Consider the following 17,691-nt stretch of genomic DNA (forward strand, 5'->3'; position numbering starts at 1 on the left):
ACCGTTATGGTTCAACAAGCTCACCACGAACGGTTTTCTGGAAAAGTATAACAACACCAACGGTTTTTTAAGGTTTATTTTAAGACCGTCATGGGGTCAATATATGCCCCATGCTTGGACAAACGAAACTCCGTAATCACCGAACCGCTATTGGCTTTTTTGGTGCTAGCGATTTGTTGCCCTACCCGAACCATTTGATTTGGCTCAACTTTAAGTTGTTTGACAAAACGATATTCGCTCACAAGCCCATCGGTGTGACGGATATTGATAAAAATTCCATTAGCACTACTTTCATCTACAAAAATCACTCGCCCATCAGCAATTGCCACCACAGGGGCATTCTCTTCGCTACGAAACCACACCCCTTCACTTTTGACATTGGCATTGTTGGTTGCACCAAAATGACGTACAATCACGCTATTTTGTGGCACAGGATATACAAACTGCGGTTTTGGCTGTTGTGGTTGTGGTATTACAACTGGGGTAACATTTTGTTGTATGATAAGCGGTTGGGTTACAGGGGTAGTAATGGCTTTTCTTTTTGTATTTGTGGTAGAGTTTGCCCACAAAGTAAGCCATTGCCCTTGACGAATGGTGTATTTGTCATCAAGATTGTTTAGGTTTGCTACTTCACGCCAATTTAAGCCATAACGTGTCGCAATTTTGCTGATGGTATCGCCCTTTTTAACTTGATAATGACTGGGTACACCCTGAGCATTGATGGTGAGTTTGGGGGCTGGCGTGGTTGTTGGCAAACCCACACATGCTGACAACGCCAAAAATGACATGATTAAGGTTAATTTTATTAATTTCATCACATTTCTCCTTTACTCTCTACGACGATGATTTTTTCATCAGCCAAACGATATGCCAAGAGTTGACCGCCCCACACACACCCTGCGTCCAATGCACGCACTTTGTCGGTGGCAATTTGTGCTTTTAAGCCCGCCCAATGACCAAACAAGATTTTGCGTTTACGAGTAACCTCCCACTCAAACCAAGGACGAAACCCTTTGGGCATATCATCTCCTAGCGTTTCTTTAAAAGAAAATTCTAGCATACCATCCTTGTCACACAATCTCATGCGAGTAAAATAGTTCGCAATCGCTCTCATGCGCTCATAACCATGCAATTTATCAGACCACACGTCTGCTTTTTTGCCATACAAATTAGGAAGCAATCTATCAAGCTGTTTTAAACTGCCTGAAAACTGTATTTGCAACTCTTTGGCATATGCTTTGGCATCTTTGACTTTCCAGTTTGGTGGTATGCCCGCATGCGTTAGTACTGTCTTTTCACTCGGATATACCAAAAAAGGCTGACAACGAAGCCAATTTAACAGCTCATCGCAGTCAGGGGCGGTAAATATTGATGCGGTATTATCCTTTGCTTTTATTGGCAAAAGTCCTCGCCAAGTGGCAATCAAGGTAATGTCATGATTACCAAGTACAGTAGTCAAAGCCCCTTTGTCGGATAGGCGTTTGACTTGTCGTAAGGTGTCTAGCGAATTTTCGCCACGTGCCACGATGTCGCCACATAGCCAAAGTTTATCCAGATTTTCATCAAAATCCAACGCCACAAGCAAGCGATTGAAGGCATCAAAACAGCCTTGCAAATCACCAATGACATACTCATGTCGGTATGTTTTAGTTAATGTATTCATATTTTATAAAATAAATTTTTTATTAATTTTGGTTCATTTTTTCAAATGACAAATCTGCCAATTTGACAAAATCCGCCACTTCTAGTGTCTCGGGACGTGCCTGTGGACTGATACCCACTTTGGCAAAATCTTCATCGTCTAAAATGGGCAAGAGGCTTACGCTTTTAAAAATCGCTCGCAATGTTTTGCGTCTGTGGTTGAAAGCCTCACGCACCAAAATGACAAATATTTTTTCGTCTTTGGCTTGCAAAGGTTTTATTTTGAAAGGTGTCAAGCGAAACACTGCCGAAGTAACTTTGGGTGGTGGGTTAAATGCCCCATTGGGGACGGTCAACAAATAATCCGCTTGACAATAATACTGCATAATGACAGAAAGTCGCCCATAGGCTTTGGTATTTGGTTCAGCAGTAATCCTATCAACCACTTCTTTTTGGAGCATAAAGTGCATATCCATAATGACATCACTAAATTCAAGCAAACGAAACAAAATGGGCGTAGAAATATTATAGGGCAAATTACCCACCACCCGAAACGCCCCACGCCCCACCTGATTGGCAAGCTGACGATAATCAATGTGCATGGCATTATCGTTGATGATGGTAAAATCAGGGTGGCTATTTGCTCCAATATTAATGCGTAACGCACTTGCCAAATCACGGTCAAGCTCAATCACCGTCATGCTATCCACTTCTGCCAAAAGTGGCTCGGTCAACGCCCCCAAACCCGGCCCAATTTCAAGTAAGTTGTCCCCCCGAGACAAATGCACGCCATCAACTATCTGACGGATAATGCCAGTGTCGTGCAAGAAATTTTGCCCAAAGCGTTTTCTTGGGGCGTGGTTTAGTTCTCTGGGTGTGCGAATCGTCATGGTCTTTCCAATATGTGATGATGATGGCATTATAACATTGATAACAAAAAATCGCCATTTTCACCCCAAGTTTTCAGCGATTAAATGAGAATAAGCAACAAAAATAACAAAAAATTGCAATATTTTTAGCAAACATCGTGGTATTTTTTATTATAATGGTCGTTCATTTTTTTTCATTATTTATATTTTATGCGTTTATTAACCATCTCTTTACTTGTTGCCAGTGTGTTTGCCAGTCAAGCCCATGCCACCACAGCCAGCTACTACGCCAACAACTTCAACGGACGTAAAACCGCCAACGGTGAAACATTTAGCAATCAAAAATTGACCTGTGCCTCTAACAAATACTCACTAGGCACTTATGTTGAAGTTACTAACCCCAAAAATAACAAATCCGTCATTTGCAAAGTCAATGACCGTATCGGCAAATCTGGGCGGATTGATTTATCCCAAAAAGCCTTTAAGGAACTTGCACCCTTGTCGGCTGGGATTGTCAAAGTGGAAGTCAAACCCATTCAACAAGAAAATATTGAGTTGGCATATCAAGAATAACATTAAAATCCCCTGTTTTTTAGCAGGGGATTTTTGTAGTATGCTATGTAGCATTATAAATCAAATAAATTTATTTAAAATCAATAATTTAATAATCAAACACTCATCTTCCAATCAAAGGGCATTTCATGATGTCCACGCAGTGCCATCATGAGTGTTTGTTGCATATGTTGTAACACTTCGGCGGTATAGGGAATGGCAGGCACACCCCAAACAGGGTTTGGCCAACGGCTGTCGTTTTGGTAGCGGACGATGTGATGAAAATGTAGCTGTGGCACTTGGTTGCCGAGTGCTGCCACATTCATTTTATCTGCCCCAAAGATTTTCGCCATTTGACTTGAAACCCAACTTGATTCACGCAAAAACTGCACTTGGTCAGTAGCAGACAACTCATAGATTTCTTTGATGCCTGATACTCGTGGCACTAAAATCAGCCAAGGGAACTGACAATCATTCATCAAACGCACGGTAGATAGTGGAAAATCGCCCACCAAAAAGGTGTCTTTGGCAAGTTGTGAGTGTAATTGGAACATCTGTTTTCTCTTTTTAGTTTAAAATAATAGAATAAATCGTACTATTGTAACATAAAATTTGGCAAACGTGATGATTATTTGTCCCAAGCCCAATTTTACACAGCACATCATTCATAAGGCACAACATCAAGAAAGGAGTATTGCCCATAACCACCCACATCAACCGACATACGCAACAAAGATTTATTGTCTTGGCGACCTTTTGGTGGGTAAACACTGTTATTAATTGCATTGACAATGTCCAAAGCTTTTTCTTTATAATCTGGAAATAGCATTGGAAACAAACTATCCACCCTAATCTTTATGGCTACTACAATATCATCATCAGGATAAACCAATGTCTCAATACACACATCATAAGAATGCCTGCTGTATTCTGCTTTTGCTTGATAAACTTATCCCCAAGAAATAAATAACATTTGTTTTGATTTATTGTATTGATAAATTTTGATGCCTTGATTGTCTAATTGTATCTTTGATGAGTAATAGCCAAATGATGATAATGCACTTTTTAAAAACACATTAACACAAATCAGACCCATCAATATCATGATACTGGCAAAAAATAGATTGGGAGCAATGCTCGCCAAAGAAACCCCTTGATTTGATAATTTACTTAATGGAAATGTTATTCCCAAAAAGAAACAAATCAAGGTAACCACCAAATAAAGAGCGGGGAAAAATATAGGCTCTACCAATCGCCATTCTCTATCATCAAATCTACCACGCTTTGTCGTATGGTGAGACATGGTAGCAGATGACTCATGTGGCGGACATTTTTCACGCTTTATGGCACTAATTTCATCTGCAAGCTGGCATAAACAATCAAATAAATCACCTCCTTTATAGGTTTCACCATCATAAATAATTGCTTTTGTATGAATAAATAACTTTTTGTATTCATTCGTATTTTTATGTTTAGGAGATTTGGACTCCTTGTCATACAATAAACATAATTGATGATGAACAGAAAAATCCTTTGTAGCAAATATCGCTTTAATTTGAGACCAAGCAATTAATACAGGTTTAACATCCACATCATAATGATTGACGACAATACCATCATCATAAATTTGGATATAAGGGTTTTTAATAAAAAAGGTTAATAAGTTAAAAAAATAACCGATATTTTTAATTAAAAGATACAATATCCCCAACAACACAGGAGAGAAAAAAATGGCGTTAGAAATAAATACCAAATCAGCACTGACAATACCTTCATAAATTGCCACAAACATAAAAAACACAAACCCCCAACCCACTACAATCCAAAACACAGGGGCTATAAGAGCATAAAATGACTCTTTGATGATGATTTTATCACTCAATTAAATTTTTCCCAAAATAATGCAACAACTCAAACACCACATTTGTCCTCCCCACCACATCTTTTTCGTCTTTGAAGGTGTATTTTAGGGTGGTTGCTCCTTGCATACGGTATTTGTCGTCCGATTGAATGAGCCGAACAATCGCCAGTCCGTCCACAGGTGTATCGGCTTTAAATTCAACCGTCAAAGAATGAGCCGTAACATCAACCTTAACCACCCCCAAAGGCATACTTTGCACCCTGATTTTATGCACCAAAAACAAATTGGCAAGGGCGACAGACATCGCCCCAAAGCGGTCTATCATCTCACTTCTTAGGTCATTTAATTCATCAAGCGTATCCACCCCTGCAATGCGTTTATAAAAGAGCAGTCGCTCTGACACATCCGCCAAATAATCGCTTGGAATGAGTGCTGATGTGTGAATATTAATATCACTAACCAAATCAAGAGGCGTTTCTAGCTTTGGTGTTTTGCCCTGTTTAATGGCTTTTGTGGCACGATTAAGCATGTCCATATACAAACCAAAACCAATGGTTTGCATATTGCCCGACTGCGATTTACCCAAAATCTCGCCTGCCCCCCGAATTTCCAAATCCTCACTAGCAAGCATAAAACCCGCTCCTAGCGTATTGGCTCGGCTGATGGCATCTAAGCGTTTTTTGGCGTCCGTGGTTAGCCCCTTAATGGACGGCACAAACAAATAACAATACGCCTGATGATGGCTTCGCCCCACCCTACCCCTTAGCTGATGTAATTGAGCCAAGCCAAATTTATCTGCACGGTTAATGATGATGGTGTTGGCATTTGGCACATCAATGCCCGTTTCAATAATCGTACTTGCTACCAGTACATTGGTTTTTTTGTGATAAAAATCACTCATCACTGCATACAGCTCTTTTTCAGCCATTTGTCCATGAGCCACACCCACTCGTACTTCGGGAATCAGTTCAGACAGACTCTCCGCCACGCTATCAATACTCGCCACATCGTTGTGCAAATAATAAACCTGTCCCCCACGCAAAATCTCCCGCAAAATAGCATCTTTGGTCGTCTGCTCGCTTTTTTCAGCAACAAAAGTCTTAATGGCAAGACGGCGGGCAGGCGGTGTGGCAATGATAGAAATGTCTTGCATTCCAGACAACGCCATATTCAGCGTTCTTGGAATGGGGGTTGCGGTCATTGTCAAAGTATCCACATCAGATTGCAAACTTTTGATTTTTTCTTTGTGGCGAACGCCAAAACGATGTTCTTCGTCCACAATCATTAGCCCCAATTTTTTAAATTTAACATCATCTTGTAGCAGTCTGTGCGTGCCAATAACAATGTCCACTTTACCTTCTGCCAAATCCGTCAGCACCTTGTCTTGGGCTTTTTTAGAAACAAACCTTGACAAACTTTCCACCTTAATCGCCCAATCAGCAAAACGGGTCTTAAAATTATCTTCGTGTTGCCCTGCAAGGAGCGTGGTTGGCACCAGCACTGCCACCTGATAGCCCGCCTGTACCGCCACAAACGCCGCTCGCATTGCCACTTCGGTCTTACCAAAACCCACATCGCCACAAATGAGCCTATCCATTGGCTTGGTTTGTTTCATGTCATTTAGCACCGCATCAATGGCACTTTTTTGGTCAAGCGTTTCTTCAAAAGCAAACTCACTGGCAAACAGCTCATACTGTGCCATATCAATATCAAAGGCAATACCAGCTTTGGCGTTTCGTCTGGCTTGCACATTGAGCAATTCGGCTGCCACATCATAAATGTCGGTCAAGGTTTTTTGGCGAGCCTTATCCCATTTGCCTGAGCCAAGTTTAGATAGTTGCACCGCCTCACTGTCCGTACCACTATACCGCCCAATGAGTGCCAGATTGGTGATTGGCACATAGACGTTGGCATCATCGGCATATTTGATGTGAATAAATTCTTGCTCACCTTCGCCCACATCAAGCACAACAAGCCCCTGATACCGCCCAATACCATAGGATAAATGCACCACCAAAGACCCTTCGGTCATTTCGCTGACTGATTTTATCAAAAAGGCTTGCGATAGGGCATTTTGGCGTTTTCTTTTACTTTGGCTGATTTGTCTGCCAAAAATGTGCGTTTCACTAATCACACAAAAACCGTTTTGATTGTTTTTTAACCCCTGTTTTTTTAACCAAATACCTTGCTCAATCGGAGCAACAGTTAGGGCAAGTTTGTGGGTAAATTTGTCCAAATTTTGGAAAAATTCGCCAAAATCTGCCACCAGTTCCACTTCCAATTTGCCTCTTAACAATTCCAAAACAATCTCTCGTCTGCCCGCACTTTCACAAGCAAATAAAATCGGCTCATCACAAGTTGCCACAAAATTTAAAAACGCGTCCAACGGCTCATCTTTTTGATGATTAATGGGCAAACTTGGCACAACATCGCCGACAAAATCACAAAACAGCGATACGGCATTGCCCTTATCCACCCCAAACACCGCTCTTGGATAGGGCTTTAAGGCGTGAAAAAACTCATTTTCTGGCAAATACAACAGCTCTGGGGGCAAAATCGGCACATCTTTATCAAACCCATAAGAATGATGACGAGCCTTAACCTGTGTCCAAAAATCGTGGTGAGCATGGGCAAGACCATCATCACAAACAACGAGCGTATCTTTGGGCAAATAAGAAAACAGCGAGCCGTGTGCATACCAGTTGTCAAGCTCAAAAAATAACGGTGCATAATACTCCACCCCTGATGGTTGTATGCCTGTCATAATGTCATTATAAAATTCTACCTTGCGGGCAGAAACGTCAGGAAAAATACTGGCAAAATTTTGGCGAAATTGTTCTTTGTTGTCAAAATCAAATTCACACGCAGGTAGCAGGCGAAATTCATGTACTTTGGGTGAGTTTGGGGTGGTATCACCAAATACCCTATCCTTTTTTAGTTTTGCAAAATCATCATCACTTAGTGTTCTTTGGGTATCAGGGTTAAAAAATTTGATGCTCTCAATCTCATCATCAAACAAATCAAGGCGAAACGGCAACGCCTGCCCCACCGCAAAAATATCCACCACGCTCCCACGCACAGCAAATTCGCCTGCCACATAGACATTATCCACCGCCTTGTAACCCGCCTTAATCAACCGTTCTTTTTGAGTGGTCAAATCAAAGCGTTCACCCACCTTCAAATCAAAAAACCGCCCCAAAAGATAACTTGGCGGAGCAAGCCTTTGCATCAAAGACTGCACACTAACTAGCAACACGCCTGTGCTTGGCATTTGGGTTAAAAGAGCAATCCTCTCGGCAATGATGTCTTCTTGCACAGGCAAGCGGTCATAAACCAGCGTTTCATAGTCAGCAAAAATGTATGGCGTTATGCCAAAAAAAGCAAGCTCATCGGCAAGGGTGTGTAATTTTTCTTGCGACTGGCACACCATCAGAACCAACTGCTTGGCGGTTTTGGCATAAGTAGTAAGCCACAACGCCCGACTTAGGTCTGATATAGGGTCAATGAATTGGGTATGAAAATCAGCTTTTAAAATAGGGGTATGAATGTGCATTAGAAAACTCATTAACAACAAAAGACAAAACCCACATTCACGCTTGAATATGGGTTTATGGGTGGCGTGTTATTGTTTTAGGGCTTGTTCATTTAACTGGATTTTTTGGGTATCTCGCAAGTATTGCAGATAGTCCCCAAGCTGGTCTTGACCAACATTATCACGAATAATCTTGGCGGTAGCCATGCGTTCGGCTTGTCCTAACTGTGGCTGACTGCTAGATGTGATGGGCGAACCAACCAGCACGCTTGCCCCTTCGTCAGTCTCCACCGTCCAGACGCTTAGCCCCTCACCTTGATGCAAAAATAGACTGGCTTTTTCAGCCGTAGACAACGCCGAACTACTCAAACCCACCTGCCCAATACTCGCCTCTTTGGTTGCTAGCACCTTAGGGTCAGCCTCACCTTGCTTGGCGATGTTTTGTGCTTCGTTAAGAGCAAGAGCAATGGCTTGTTGTTTTACCAAAATCGCCTTAATATCAGCATTTGCCTCCTCTTTGGTCATGGGGCGCTGTGCCTCGTGATTGGTTGATTGTACCCACACCGTTTTATCTGTCAGCGTTATGCCTGCACTCACTGATTGGTCAGCGATGGCAAACTCATCAAAGGCGGCAGTAATCACGCTTGAAGCAGAAAGCTCGGTTTGGTTGCCCGTTTGTGGATAAGCCTTGATGTTTTTGGCAGTCAAGCCCATTGCCTGTGCAATGTCGGCAATACCCATACCATCAGTCGCCATACTGTTGATTTTGGCAACCATTTCCTCAAAGGCGGATTTGCGTTTGTGTTCGTAGGCTTGCTTGATAAGCTCATCACGCATACTGTCTTGGCTTGGCACTTCTGCCAATCTTGTGATGTTAAAAATATGATAACCAAACTGTGTCTTCACCACATTGCTTGACTGTCCCACACCAAGCCCATCAACAGCAGACTCCACCGCTTTGGCACTCTCACCAAACATGGCAGGATTATACGAACCAATATCGCCCCCTGATTGTCCTGTTGGGTCGTCTGAATACTCTTTGGCAAGTGCCTTAAAGTCCCCACCTGCATCCAGTTTGGCTTTGACTTCTTTGGCACGACTCTCCGCATCATCGCCTGTCAACAAAATCTGAGCCAGTCCAAAGCTGTTTGCCACGCCACTATTTTGTAAATAGGCTTGGTATTGAGCTTGAATTTCTTCATCGTTGGGTGCTTCCACTTTGACATCTTTATCGGACAATTCAAGATATGCCAAATCAACAGTCGCAGGCTTGATGAGTTTATCTTTGTTGGCTTGATAATAAGTTTCAATGTCGCCATCGCTCACATGGACTTTGTCTGCAAAATTTTGCCATGCCAAACGATAAAGCCACACTTCACGGCTTTGTAATTGCAAATCTAAGAGTCGCCCAATCTGCAAATCAGGATAAATTGCCGTCCCCAAAAGACTGCTTGTCAGCTGACGTAAACTCAACTGAACACGAAATTCATCAAACAAATGACTTTTGGTCATGCCACGACTTTGTAGGTACTGGGCAAACAAATCATTGGAGAACTTACCATTTGCATCGTGAAAACTACTGTCAGCACTAAGCAGGCGAGTCATCATTTCATCAGAGACGGTCATGCCCAAAAATTGGCTTTGATTTTCAAGCAACGCCCTATCAATCATGCCTTGCAAGATTTCATCAGAAAGTGCCTTTTCATCAATCAAATTGGCATCTACGCTTTCTAACAAACGACTGCGATAAGCGTTGATTTCGCTCCGATAAACATCCAAACTTACCGAAGCATTACCCACTTTAACCACTTCGTTGGGGGCAATCCCTGCACCGCCATGAAAATTAGAAATCCCCATAAATGCCATCGGCACAAGCGTCAATAACAACACTATTTTACCCGGCCAGCTTTGCATAAAATCACGAATTTTATCCATAGACAATCACACTTTTTATCAACTCAAATAAACTCACTATGATACGCCATTTTTGCAAAATACTCAAAAAAATTTTGTATTAATCATTTTACAAACCACCCATTTCACCCATAAAAAAACGCACCTTAGAAGTGCGTTTTTTGTTATCAGCAAAATTATTTTTTGCCTTTTTTAGGGGCAGACACAGGATTTACTGCATCTTTTAGACCTTTACCTGCTTTGAAGCTAGGCACTTTGCTGGCAGCGATTTGTAGCTCTTCGCCAGTTTTTGGGTTACGACCAGTGCGAGCGGCACGCTCTTTAACACTAAACGTACCAAAACCAACCAATACCACATCATCGCCACGCTCCAATGCACCTTGTACGCTGGCAGTAAAGGCATTCAATGCTTTGGTAGCTTGATCTTTGGTAAGACCTGCTTGTTGGGCGATGCTATCAACCAATTCTGATTTATTCATGATAATTCCTCACGTGAAAAATAAGTTTGAACAAGTATTGCCCAAACTGGATAATATAGGTAAGGTAAACCCTGTAATGGATAAACCTTGGTTAGGTAAGCATTGTAAGGGATAAGATAGGCATTTTACAAGGGGTTTAGATGAAAAAATACAAAATTTTTACAAAAATTCACGGTTTTTGGCGTTGTCGCTACACAATTACCGAAAATTTTCCCATCAATGGTTTACTTTTTGTCAATATCATTTTATCATGTTCAAAAATTTTGTGATTGATGATTATGAATGCCGACACACCCCAAAGCACAACAAAACCAACATCAGAACACCCAAAAGAGCTACCACCCAACGAAACCATGACAGGTGTTTTTTCCCGTAGTGCCTTAAACGTTCTGTTGGTGTTTTTAGAATCCGCCATCACGCTTGTGCTTCGCTTTGACCCCAAATTGCGTGAACTTGCTTATCCGCTTGCCAATCAAGACAAAATCGTCTGCATTCGCACCTATCTGCCCCATACCCAAATATATGCTACTTTTGGCTATCGTGGCGTGCTACTTGATGACCGCCTACCTCCCAACCGTACAGCAGACATCACCATCAATGCCTATACATTTCAACTATTTAACCTACTCACCAACCACAACCCCAAAAGTGTCGATGGCTTACAAATCCGTGGCGAGACAGACGATGTGGCACAGCTCAAAGCCTTTTTGGTACAGCTTGGCATAGGCGGAGTGATTGACAACCTGTTGGGCAAAGTCAAAAAAGACAAACCCACCGCCGAAGAACGTGAAAAAAAAGCCGAACGCACCAAAGCCAAAATTGCCAAGTTAGAGGAACAAGTCGCTACGCTTGCTAACGAAAACGCACACCTAACCACTGCCCTCGCCGAGACAGCCAGCAAACAAAAATCCACCAAAATGGCGTTGATAGTAATGTCAGTCGTAGCATTGATTGCGGTGATGAGTCATTTTTTCATCTAAGATATGTCAATCTAATAAAAATGGGGCAACTTCATTTAGCCCCTTTTTTTCATGCATTTTAAAGGGATAACGCTTCTTTACTACACACCATTTATCCACTTGATAAAATGCCAAAATATCTAAATCCATCGGTACTTGGGTGTTGTCATTATTTCGTCCACATTGTTTTTCTATGTTTTTTAATATCTCATTAAATACATCATAATCACAAGGTGTTGATAACGTGATGAGTGCCACCACATTGCGATACACCAAATCCGTTTTACCTGTAAAGTCTCCACCAGTAACAACTGACGATAATATTACACCACCCAGTTTTTGTAATTCATCAATAGCAATCTGAAAAGCCGTGTCGCTATTAACGTTACTGCCTAATGCGATGATATAATGAGTGTTCATAAGGATTTCTGGCGAACGATTTTCACACCCACACTATCTGCTTGTTTGATGGCGTTGGGTTTGTGAATGGTGAGTGTGATATTTTGGCAAGGATAATTTGCCAAAAGATAGACACAAATCTCTTCGGCAAGCTTTTCTAATAATTTGGCTTTAATTTCATGACAAAGACGCTCAATATCCTCACATACTGTTTTATAATTAATGGCGTGTGCCACGTCATCAGTTTGACTTGCCATAGTCATGTCACAGACCATTTCACAATCAACGATTAATGCTTGTTTAATGGCTCTTTCCCAATCATATACACCGATATGTGTATTGATTTTTAAACCTTTAATAAAAACAACGTCTTTCATATTTATTTTTTATCTCTCAACAAAACAATCTTTAATTCAATACAAACGCCATCATCAAATAACGATTGGGATTTTTATTTTTGCTGTCATTGGGATTTTGAAAAATCAATTTAACCCCACTTTTTAAAATCAACTCAATAGAATAACTTGTGGTGCGTTTTTCAAAATCAATGTTTAATTTAACAAATTTTCTCATCACATAATCCAAAGTTAATTTTTTGGGATTTTTAAAAATCCACGGTTTGACAATAAACTCATCACCTGCATTGAATTTTTTTCCCAAATAATTGGATTGAAAGTGGTCAGAAAATATTTGTTCCAACTTGTTATCATAAAAATGAAATTCAATTTTGCCATATTGCCAAATCTCTGACCCCAATATTGATTTGCCGTCATAATAATTGGGGTCAGGAAAATTATTTAAAATCCATTCCTGTGTTTGTCCAAGTTCAATACAGTCAAATTTACCCTTAACCAAAAATTCAAACATATCAAGGGTGATTTTGTGATTAAATTTCATCAATAAGTACCGATTTATCTGTTAATGATCATTAACTAAGAATTTTAATCCTTGATATTGGATAATTTTATCATCATTAGTAATCAAACACAAATCATCAGTGATTGATTGAGCGATTAACATTCTATCAAATGGGTCTCTATGAATGATTGGTAAATTTTCTACTATTTTTGTGTATTTATGGTTGATTGGTAATTCCAAAAAGCCATTTGCCAATAATTGCCGATACAATTTTGCTGTATCAAATGAAAAATTGTCTTTTTTCAAGTTGGTTTTTATGGCAATTTCCCACAAATTAACCGTACTAAAATAAACGGTGTTTTCTGGATTTTCCAATATTTCAGCAACGGTTTTTGATAATTTATTGGGTTCTCTGGCAAGCCAAATGACAATGTGCGTATCAAGCAAATATTTCATCAATCAAATTTCTCATCAAAACTTTCTTCAAACATTGCCATCACTTCATCATCGCCCCAATGAATGTCATCAGGAATTGCCCCCTCACCAAGCATAAAACCCAATTTGCGTTTTTTTGGCATTGGTTTTGACTGGGCAAAACTGGGCAAAAATTGCCCAATTTCCTTGCCTGATTGCTTGACGGAGATTTTTTCGCCTTTTAATAAGGCGTTTTTGACCGCTTGCCAATCAATAAATTCTTGACTGGTAGAACCCAAATCAATGCTTAACATAAGTTTTCCTATTCTAAAACTTCCAAATTTAGCCCCGCTTCTTTTACCAACTTCGCAAAATTCGGAAAACTTGTCGCCACCGTTTCTGTACCATTGATGATAATTTCATCACAGGCTCTAAGGCTTGCCACCGCAAAACTCATCGCAATTCTATGGTCGTGGTGCGATTCAATCTCCCCACCGCCAAACACCAAATCCTGCTCGCCCTTACCCATAATCTCAATGCCATCATCAAGCACCGTGCAGTCAATGCCCAAAGTCGTCAGACCGTCCGCCATTACCTGTATGCGGTCGGATTCTTTGACCCTAAGCTCTTCTGCCCCACGCAAAATGGTCTTGCCAGTCGCACAAGCAGCTGCCACAAAAATCACAGGAAATTCATCAATCGCCAGCGGTACAAGGTGCAAAGGAATCTCAATGCCGTGCAATTTGCTTGACTTAACACAAATGTCCGCCACAGGCTCGCCACCGACCATTGTTTGATTTTTAAGCGTTATATCCGCCCCCATTAGTCGTAAAATGTCAATCACACCTGTACGAGTCGGATTGATCCCCACCTTTGGCAACACCACATCGCCACGCCCTGCAATCGCCCCTGCTACCATAAAAAACGCACTGCTTGAAATATCGGCAGGCACTTCAATATCACAAGCGGTTAATTGCCCACCGCCTTTGACACGGATTTCGTTGCCGTGTCCCATAGGCGTAACCTTGACCTCATAACCAAAGGCTTTGAGCATTCGCTCGGTGTGGTCTCGTGTAATCTCTGGCTCAACCACCACCATCTCACCATCTGCCCATAGACCTGCCAAAAGCAGGCAGGATTTAACTTGGGCGGACGCCATCGGCATTTCATAATGGATAGCGTTTAGGGTTTGACCGCCCGTAATCGTCATCGGCGGTGTGCCACGCTCGCCTGTGGTCGCCACCACCGCCCCCATCGCTCGTAAGGGTTTGGCGACTCGCTCCATTGGGCGTTTTGATAGGCTAGTATCCCCTGTCATCGTGCTGTCAAAGCTCTGAGCGGACAAAATCCCAGCCAGTAGCCTCATACTCGTGCCAGAGTTACCCATATCTAGGGGCTTTTGGGGGGCTTTTAGTCCGTGCATTCCCACGCCATAAATCGTTACTTTATCGCCGTCTCGGTCTATCTGTACGCCCATATCACGAAAGGCTTGTAGAGTGGATAATGCGTCCTCGCCTTCTAAAAAGTTGGTTACACAAGTTACGCCATTTGCCAAACTACCAAACATAATGGTGCGGTGTGAAATGGATTTGTCAGGGGCGACTTTGTGTGTGCCTGTAAAGGTGTTGCTTGGGGTGATGTGGTATTTCATAGGGTTTCCTAATTTGGTTATAAAGAATTATCCACCAATCCAAACTTTATCATTTTCTAGCAAATAATAAAATTGCAATTCATCAGTTGGATTTTGGATATAATAAACAGAAAAAGCCTGCTCTTTGATTTGATTAAACCATTTTTCAGCCTCTTTAAATTCTTGACTTGTCGTATCAGTCAATAAATCTAAATAAGTATTTTCAATATATTGTGTATCAATGCCTTTTTGCCAATTCAATTTTTCAAAATCATCAAAATATCCATCGCACAACTTTCTTAATTCATTAAGATTTGGCTTATCAATATGCTCAAAAGCATTATCATAAAAATGCAAACAATCATCAATAGCGCAAACCACTTGTGAGCGTGAAATATGTTTTTCAAACAGCCAAATTTTTAGATAATAAGGCTTGTTTAGGTTATCTAATTGCACTTTCCAAGATTGATAAATTTCAAACAATCCACGAAGTAATCTTTCTTTAAATTCCCCATAAGGTTCTGGATAAATACTGTTGCCAATATGTAAATTTGAAAATGGTTTGACCCAAAATTTAACATAGTCTCTTTGGTTTTTTTGCAAATAATCCAAATTCAAATGACGATTGCAGGTTGCCCAGTCATCTATATGGCGTAAAATTCTATTTTTACCACGAACTTTTTTATAGCGAACAGGTTTCATTTTTTGTTTTTTCCATAAGCACAAAAAAACCAAATGATTAATCTGTAAGGTGTGTATTACACACCGTTTTAAAAAAATAAAAGTTCTTTAATTGGATAATTATAATTGTTAAATAAAAAAATTAATAACAATTATAATTATCTCATTAAATGGTGCGTGTTACGCACCTTACCACTTGACTTAACTTTATTAATAATGGTTGCTCTTCTGCCAGTTCATTTTTAGCAAAATCACTAGGAATTCTTACAACAATCTTTGTAATAACAAAATGACAAACATTCAGTATTTTTTCTGATGACAGATTGTTAATTTTATTTATAAAGTAATTTTCAACTTCTTGATAAGTTTTCATATTAAATCCAATACACTTTATCAATGGTGAGTTATAATTACTCTACTACTCATTGTCATTATCTAATCTTAGAAAAAGACATTTTTGTAAAAATAATTGAATAAGTTTCTCCGCTATCTGACAAGAACACCTATCCCAAACATAAATATGAATGCAATTTTCATTAAGAAACAGCTCAACATAACCGTCTGAATTTTTATCATAAAAAACATACCAATCATCAGTAATCGTTGGTGAGTGTAGAATAAATCCCAATTCGTGTAGCAATAGTTTTAATCTCTTTTGCTGAGATTTGGTAAATTCAAAATATTTAATGTTGTCTAAAATAGGAAACAACCAGAAATCTTTCAAAATCTATCCTTTTTTTGATGATAATTGTGCCTAATAGCGATTTTTTAACCATTCTTTAACTTCTCTTTCTCAACCAATAACCGCCCAAAATATTCTCTGGCATTTTTGGCAATGGCAAAAGTTTCTAATAACTTATCTGAATTGTCATTTTCAATATCAGATTTTAATTCGTCCAATATTTTTTGATACTCATCTAACCCTTGTAATACCACCTGTTTATTTGCCAAAAAAATATCGTGCCACATAATCGGACTGCTTGCCGAAATACGGCTAAAATCCCGAAATCCACCACCTGCATAGCGAAATATGTTTAAACTCTCTTCATCTTTGGCAAGCTGATAGGTCAGAGCATAGGAGAGTAAATGGGGCAGATGACTGGTTAATGCCAAAATCTCATCGTGTTTTTCACAGCTTATAAAATCCACACTCGCCCCCAAGGCTTGCCAAAGGTGAGCGATTTTATTGACCGCTGTTTTATCATTAAATTCGTGCGGACAAATAATCAACTTATGCGATTTAAACAATGCCCCATTTCTTGCCATAAAGCCTGACTTTTCTGCCCCTGCAATGGGGTGAGCCAACACCAAATTGGGCGGTAATTGTTTAAAACTTGCCAAAGCGTCTTTTAAAATATTACCTTTGGTGCTGGCGGTATCGCTAATAATAATATCCTTTGGCAATAATTGGTTTTGAATGGCAAAATCAATATCATCAAATACCGATTTCACTGCAAAGGCAGGCACAGCGATAATAATACACTCGCAATCAGTTAATTGCCCGCTTTTTAATAAAGTCAATAACTCGGTATCGCCATTTTTAATTAAACCACTCTCTTTTGCCAATTCAATGACTGAACTTTCAAAATCCACCGCAAAAATATGATTGGCAAGGCGATTGTCAAAAACGCCTTGTGCAATACTTGCCCCAATTAACCCTAAGCCGATGATAAGAATATTGTTAAACATAGTTTTTGCGGTTTTTTAATTTAATTTTGGCGAAATATTGATGGTTACAGTAGAGCCTTCGGGAATGATAATACCATAATCCTCTGGCTTGGCAAATACCGAAACATCAAAATCCACAGGCACGGCTGGAATATTGGTCTTTGCCATTCCAAAACCTGATTTAAATTCTTTTGTGGTTTGTGTTGCACTGTCATTCGGCAATGTCGCCATTTT

The 17,691-nt window shown here is 40.3% G+C and carries 20 protein-coding genes and 1 pseudogene; 2 read left to right on the forward strand and 19 right to left on the reverse strand.

The window, feature by feature from the left end:
* Positions 1-74: 74 nt before the first annotated feature.
* The 3 genes from MOB01S_RS04275 to rsmA are packed head-to-tail and all read right to left on the reverse strand — an operon-like array spanning position 75 to position 2,531.
* Entirely contained in the window at positions 75-815 is a 741-nt protein-coding gene (locus tag MOB01S_RS04275) for a peptidoglycan DD-metalloendopeptidase family protein (RefSeq protein WP_066802025.1), read from the reverse strand.
* Positions 815-1,663 (reverse strand): symmetrical bis(5'-nucleosyl)-tetraphosphatase, encoded by an 849-nt coding sequence (locus MOB01S_RS04280; RefSeq protein WP_066802027.1) that lies wholly within the window; start codon positions 1,661-1,663, stop codon positions 815-817. The genes MOB01S_RS04275 and MOB01S_RS04280 overlap by 1 nt, the downstream gene beginning before the upstream one ends.
* Before the next feature lie 22 nt (positions 1,664-1,685).
* The gene (gene rsmA, locus MOB01S_RS04285) at positions 1,686-2,531 is read right to left on the reverse strand and encodes a 16S rRNA (adenine(1518)-N(6)/adenine(1519)-N(6))-dimethyltransferase RsmA (protein ID WP_066802029.1); all 846 of its coding nucleotides are present in this window, start codon (positions 2,529-2,531) and stop codon (positions 1,686-1,688) included.
* Between the two features lie 189 nt (positions 2,532-2,720).
* On the opposite strand from rsmA, the gene MOB01S_RS04290 reads away from it, so the two are divergent.
* Positions 2,721-3,083, forward strand: a complete 363-nt coding sequence (locus tag MOB01S_RS04290) for a septal ring lytic transglycosylase RlpA family protein (protein WP_066802031.1) — start codon at positions 2,721-2,723, stop codon at positions 3,081-3,083.
* Between the two features lie 95 nt (positions 3,084-3,178).
* Here MOB01S_RS04290 and MOB01S_RS04295 read toward each other — a convergent pair whose 3' ends face one another.
* From MOB01S_RS04295 to hbs, 6 genes are all read right to left on the reverse strand, one after another.
* On the reverse strand, positions 3,179-3,616 hold the full coding sequence (locus MOB01S_RS04295) for an HIT domain-containing protein (RefSeq protein ID WP_066802034.1): 438 nt from the start codon (positions 3,614-3,616) through the stop codon (positions 3,179-3,181).
* A 107-nt stretch (positions 3,617-3,723) separates the two neighbouring features.
* Positions 3,724-3,969, reverse strand: coding sequence for a hypothetical protein (locus MOB01S_RS04300; protein WP_066802041.1), 246 nt, complete (start codon positions 3,967-3,969; stop codon positions 3,724-3,726).
* 42 nt (positions 3,970-4,011) lie between these two features.
* Complete coding sequence (locus tag MOB01S_RS04305; protein WP_066802043.1) at positions 4,012-4,944, reverse strand: hypothetical protein; 933 nt, start codon at positions 4,942-4,944, stop codon at positions 4,012-4,014.
* Entirely contained in the window at positions 4,937-8,476 is a 3,540-nt protein-coding gene (gene mfd / locus MOB01S_RS04310) for a transcription-repair coupling factor (RefSeq protein WP_245639994.1), read from the reverse strand. Before mfd ends, MOB01S_RS04305 begins: the two co-directional genes overlap by 8 nt.
* A 69-nt stretch (positions 8,477-8,545) precedes the next feature.
* Positions 8,546-10,390: a SurA N-terminal domain-containing protein gene (locus MOB01S_RS04315; protein WP_066802045.1), complete on the reverse strand. Its 1,845-nt coding sequence runs from the start codon at positions 10,388-10,390 to the stop codon at positions 8,546-8,548.
* Positions 10,391-10,545: 155 nt separating this feature from the next.
* Complete coding sequence (gene hbs, locus MOB01S_RS04320) at positions 10,546-10,848, reverse strand: non-specific DNA-binding protein Hbs (RefSeq protein WP_066802047.1); 303 nt, start codon at positions 10,846-10,848, stop codon at positions 10,546-10,548.
* Positions 10,849-11,126: 278 nt separating this feature from the next.
* Here hbs and MOB01S_RS04325 point away from each other — a divergent pair, with 278 nt between their 5' ends.
* Complete coding sequence (locus MOB01S_RS04325) at positions 11,127-11,828, forward strand: hypothetical protein (protein WP_066802118.1); 702 nt, start codon at positions 11,127-11,129, stop codon at positions 11,826-11,828.
* A 6-nt stretch (positions 11,829-11,834) separates the two neighbouring features.
* On the opposite strand, the gene MOB01S_RS04330 is transcribed toward MOB01S_RS04325, so the two are convergent.
* From MOB01S_RS04330 to MOB01S_RS04380, 10 genes and pseudogenes are all read right to left on the reverse strand, one after another.
* The gene (locus MOB01S_RS04330; protein WP_066802048.1) at positions 11,835-12,227 is read right to left on the reverse strand and encodes a 2-amino-4-hydroxy-6-hydroxymethyldihydropteridine diphosphokinase; all 393 of its coding nucleotides are present in this window, start codon (positions 12,225-12,227) and stop codon (positions 11,835-11,837) included.
* A complete protein-coding gene (folB, locus tag MOB01S_RS04335) occupies positions 12,224-12,583 on the reverse strand; it encodes a dihydroneopterin aldolase (protein ID WP_066802050.1) in 360 nt (119 codons plus the stop codon). The genes MOB01S_RS04330 and folB overlap by 4 nt, the downstream gene beginning before the upstream one ends.
* Before the next feature lie 31 nt (positions 12,584-12,614).
* The gene (locus MOB01S_RS04340; RefSeq protein WP_066802052.1) at positions 12,615-13,103 is read right to left on the reverse strand and encodes a hypothetical protein; all 489 of its coding nucleotides are present in this window, start codon (positions 13,101-13,103) and stop codon (positions 12,615-12,617) included.
* 21 nt (positions 13,104-13,124) lie between these two features.
* Positions 13,125-13,520, reverse strand: coding sequence for a type II toxin-antitoxin system VapC family toxin (locus MOB01S_RS04345; protein ID WP_066802054.1), 396 nt, complete (start codon positions 13,518-13,520; stop codon positions 13,125-13,127).
* A complete protein-coding gene (locus tag MOB01S_RS04350) occupies positions 13,520-13,792 on the reverse strand; it encodes a hypothetical protein (protein ID WP_066802055.1) in 273 nt (90 codons plus the stop codon). Before MOB01S_RS04350 ends, MOB01S_RS04345 begins: the two co-directional genes overlap by 1 nt.
* Positions 13,793-13,800: 8 nt before the next feature.
* Positions 13,801-15,123 (reverse strand): annotated as a pseudogene (gene aroA, locus MOB01S_RS04355) (3-phosphoshikimate 1-carboxyvinyltransferase); the annotation flags it as partial.
* Positions 15,124-15,156: 33 nt separating this feature from the next.
* The gene (locus tag MOB01S_RS04360) at positions 15,157-15,810 is read right to left on the reverse strand and encodes a hypothetical protein (RefSeq protein ID WP_066802060.1); all 654 of its coding nucleotides are present in this window, start codon (positions 15,808-15,810) and stop codon (positions 15,157-15,159) included.
* 145 nt (positions 15,811-15,955) lie between these two features.
* A complete protein-coding gene (locus MOB01S_RS04365) occupies positions 15,956-16,162 on the reverse strand; it encodes a hypothetical protein (RefSeq protein WP_066802062.1) in 207 nt (68 codons plus the stop codon).
* Between the two features lie 395 nt (positions 16,163-16,557).
* Positions 16,558-17,478, reverse strand: coding sequence for a prephenate dehydrogenase/arogenate dehydrogenase family protein (locus tag MOB01S_RS04375; protein ID WP_066802066.1), 921 nt, complete (start codon positions 17,476-17,478; stop codon positions 16,558-16,560).
* Positions 17,479-17,493: 15 nt separating this feature from the next.
* Positions 17,494-17,688, reverse strand: a complete 195-nt coding sequence (locus MOB01S_RS04380; RefSeq protein ID WP_066802068.1) for a hypothetical protein — start codon at positions 17,686-17,688, stop codon at positions 17,494-17,496.
* Between the last annotated feature and the right edge of the window lie 3 nt (positions 17,689-17,691).

Origin of the sequence: Moraxella oblonga NBRC 102422, from assembly GCF_001598275.1 — a bacterium.
Lineage (GTDB): Bacteria > Pseudomonadota > Gammaproteobacteria > Pseudomonadales > Moraxellaceae > Moraxella > Moraxella oblonga.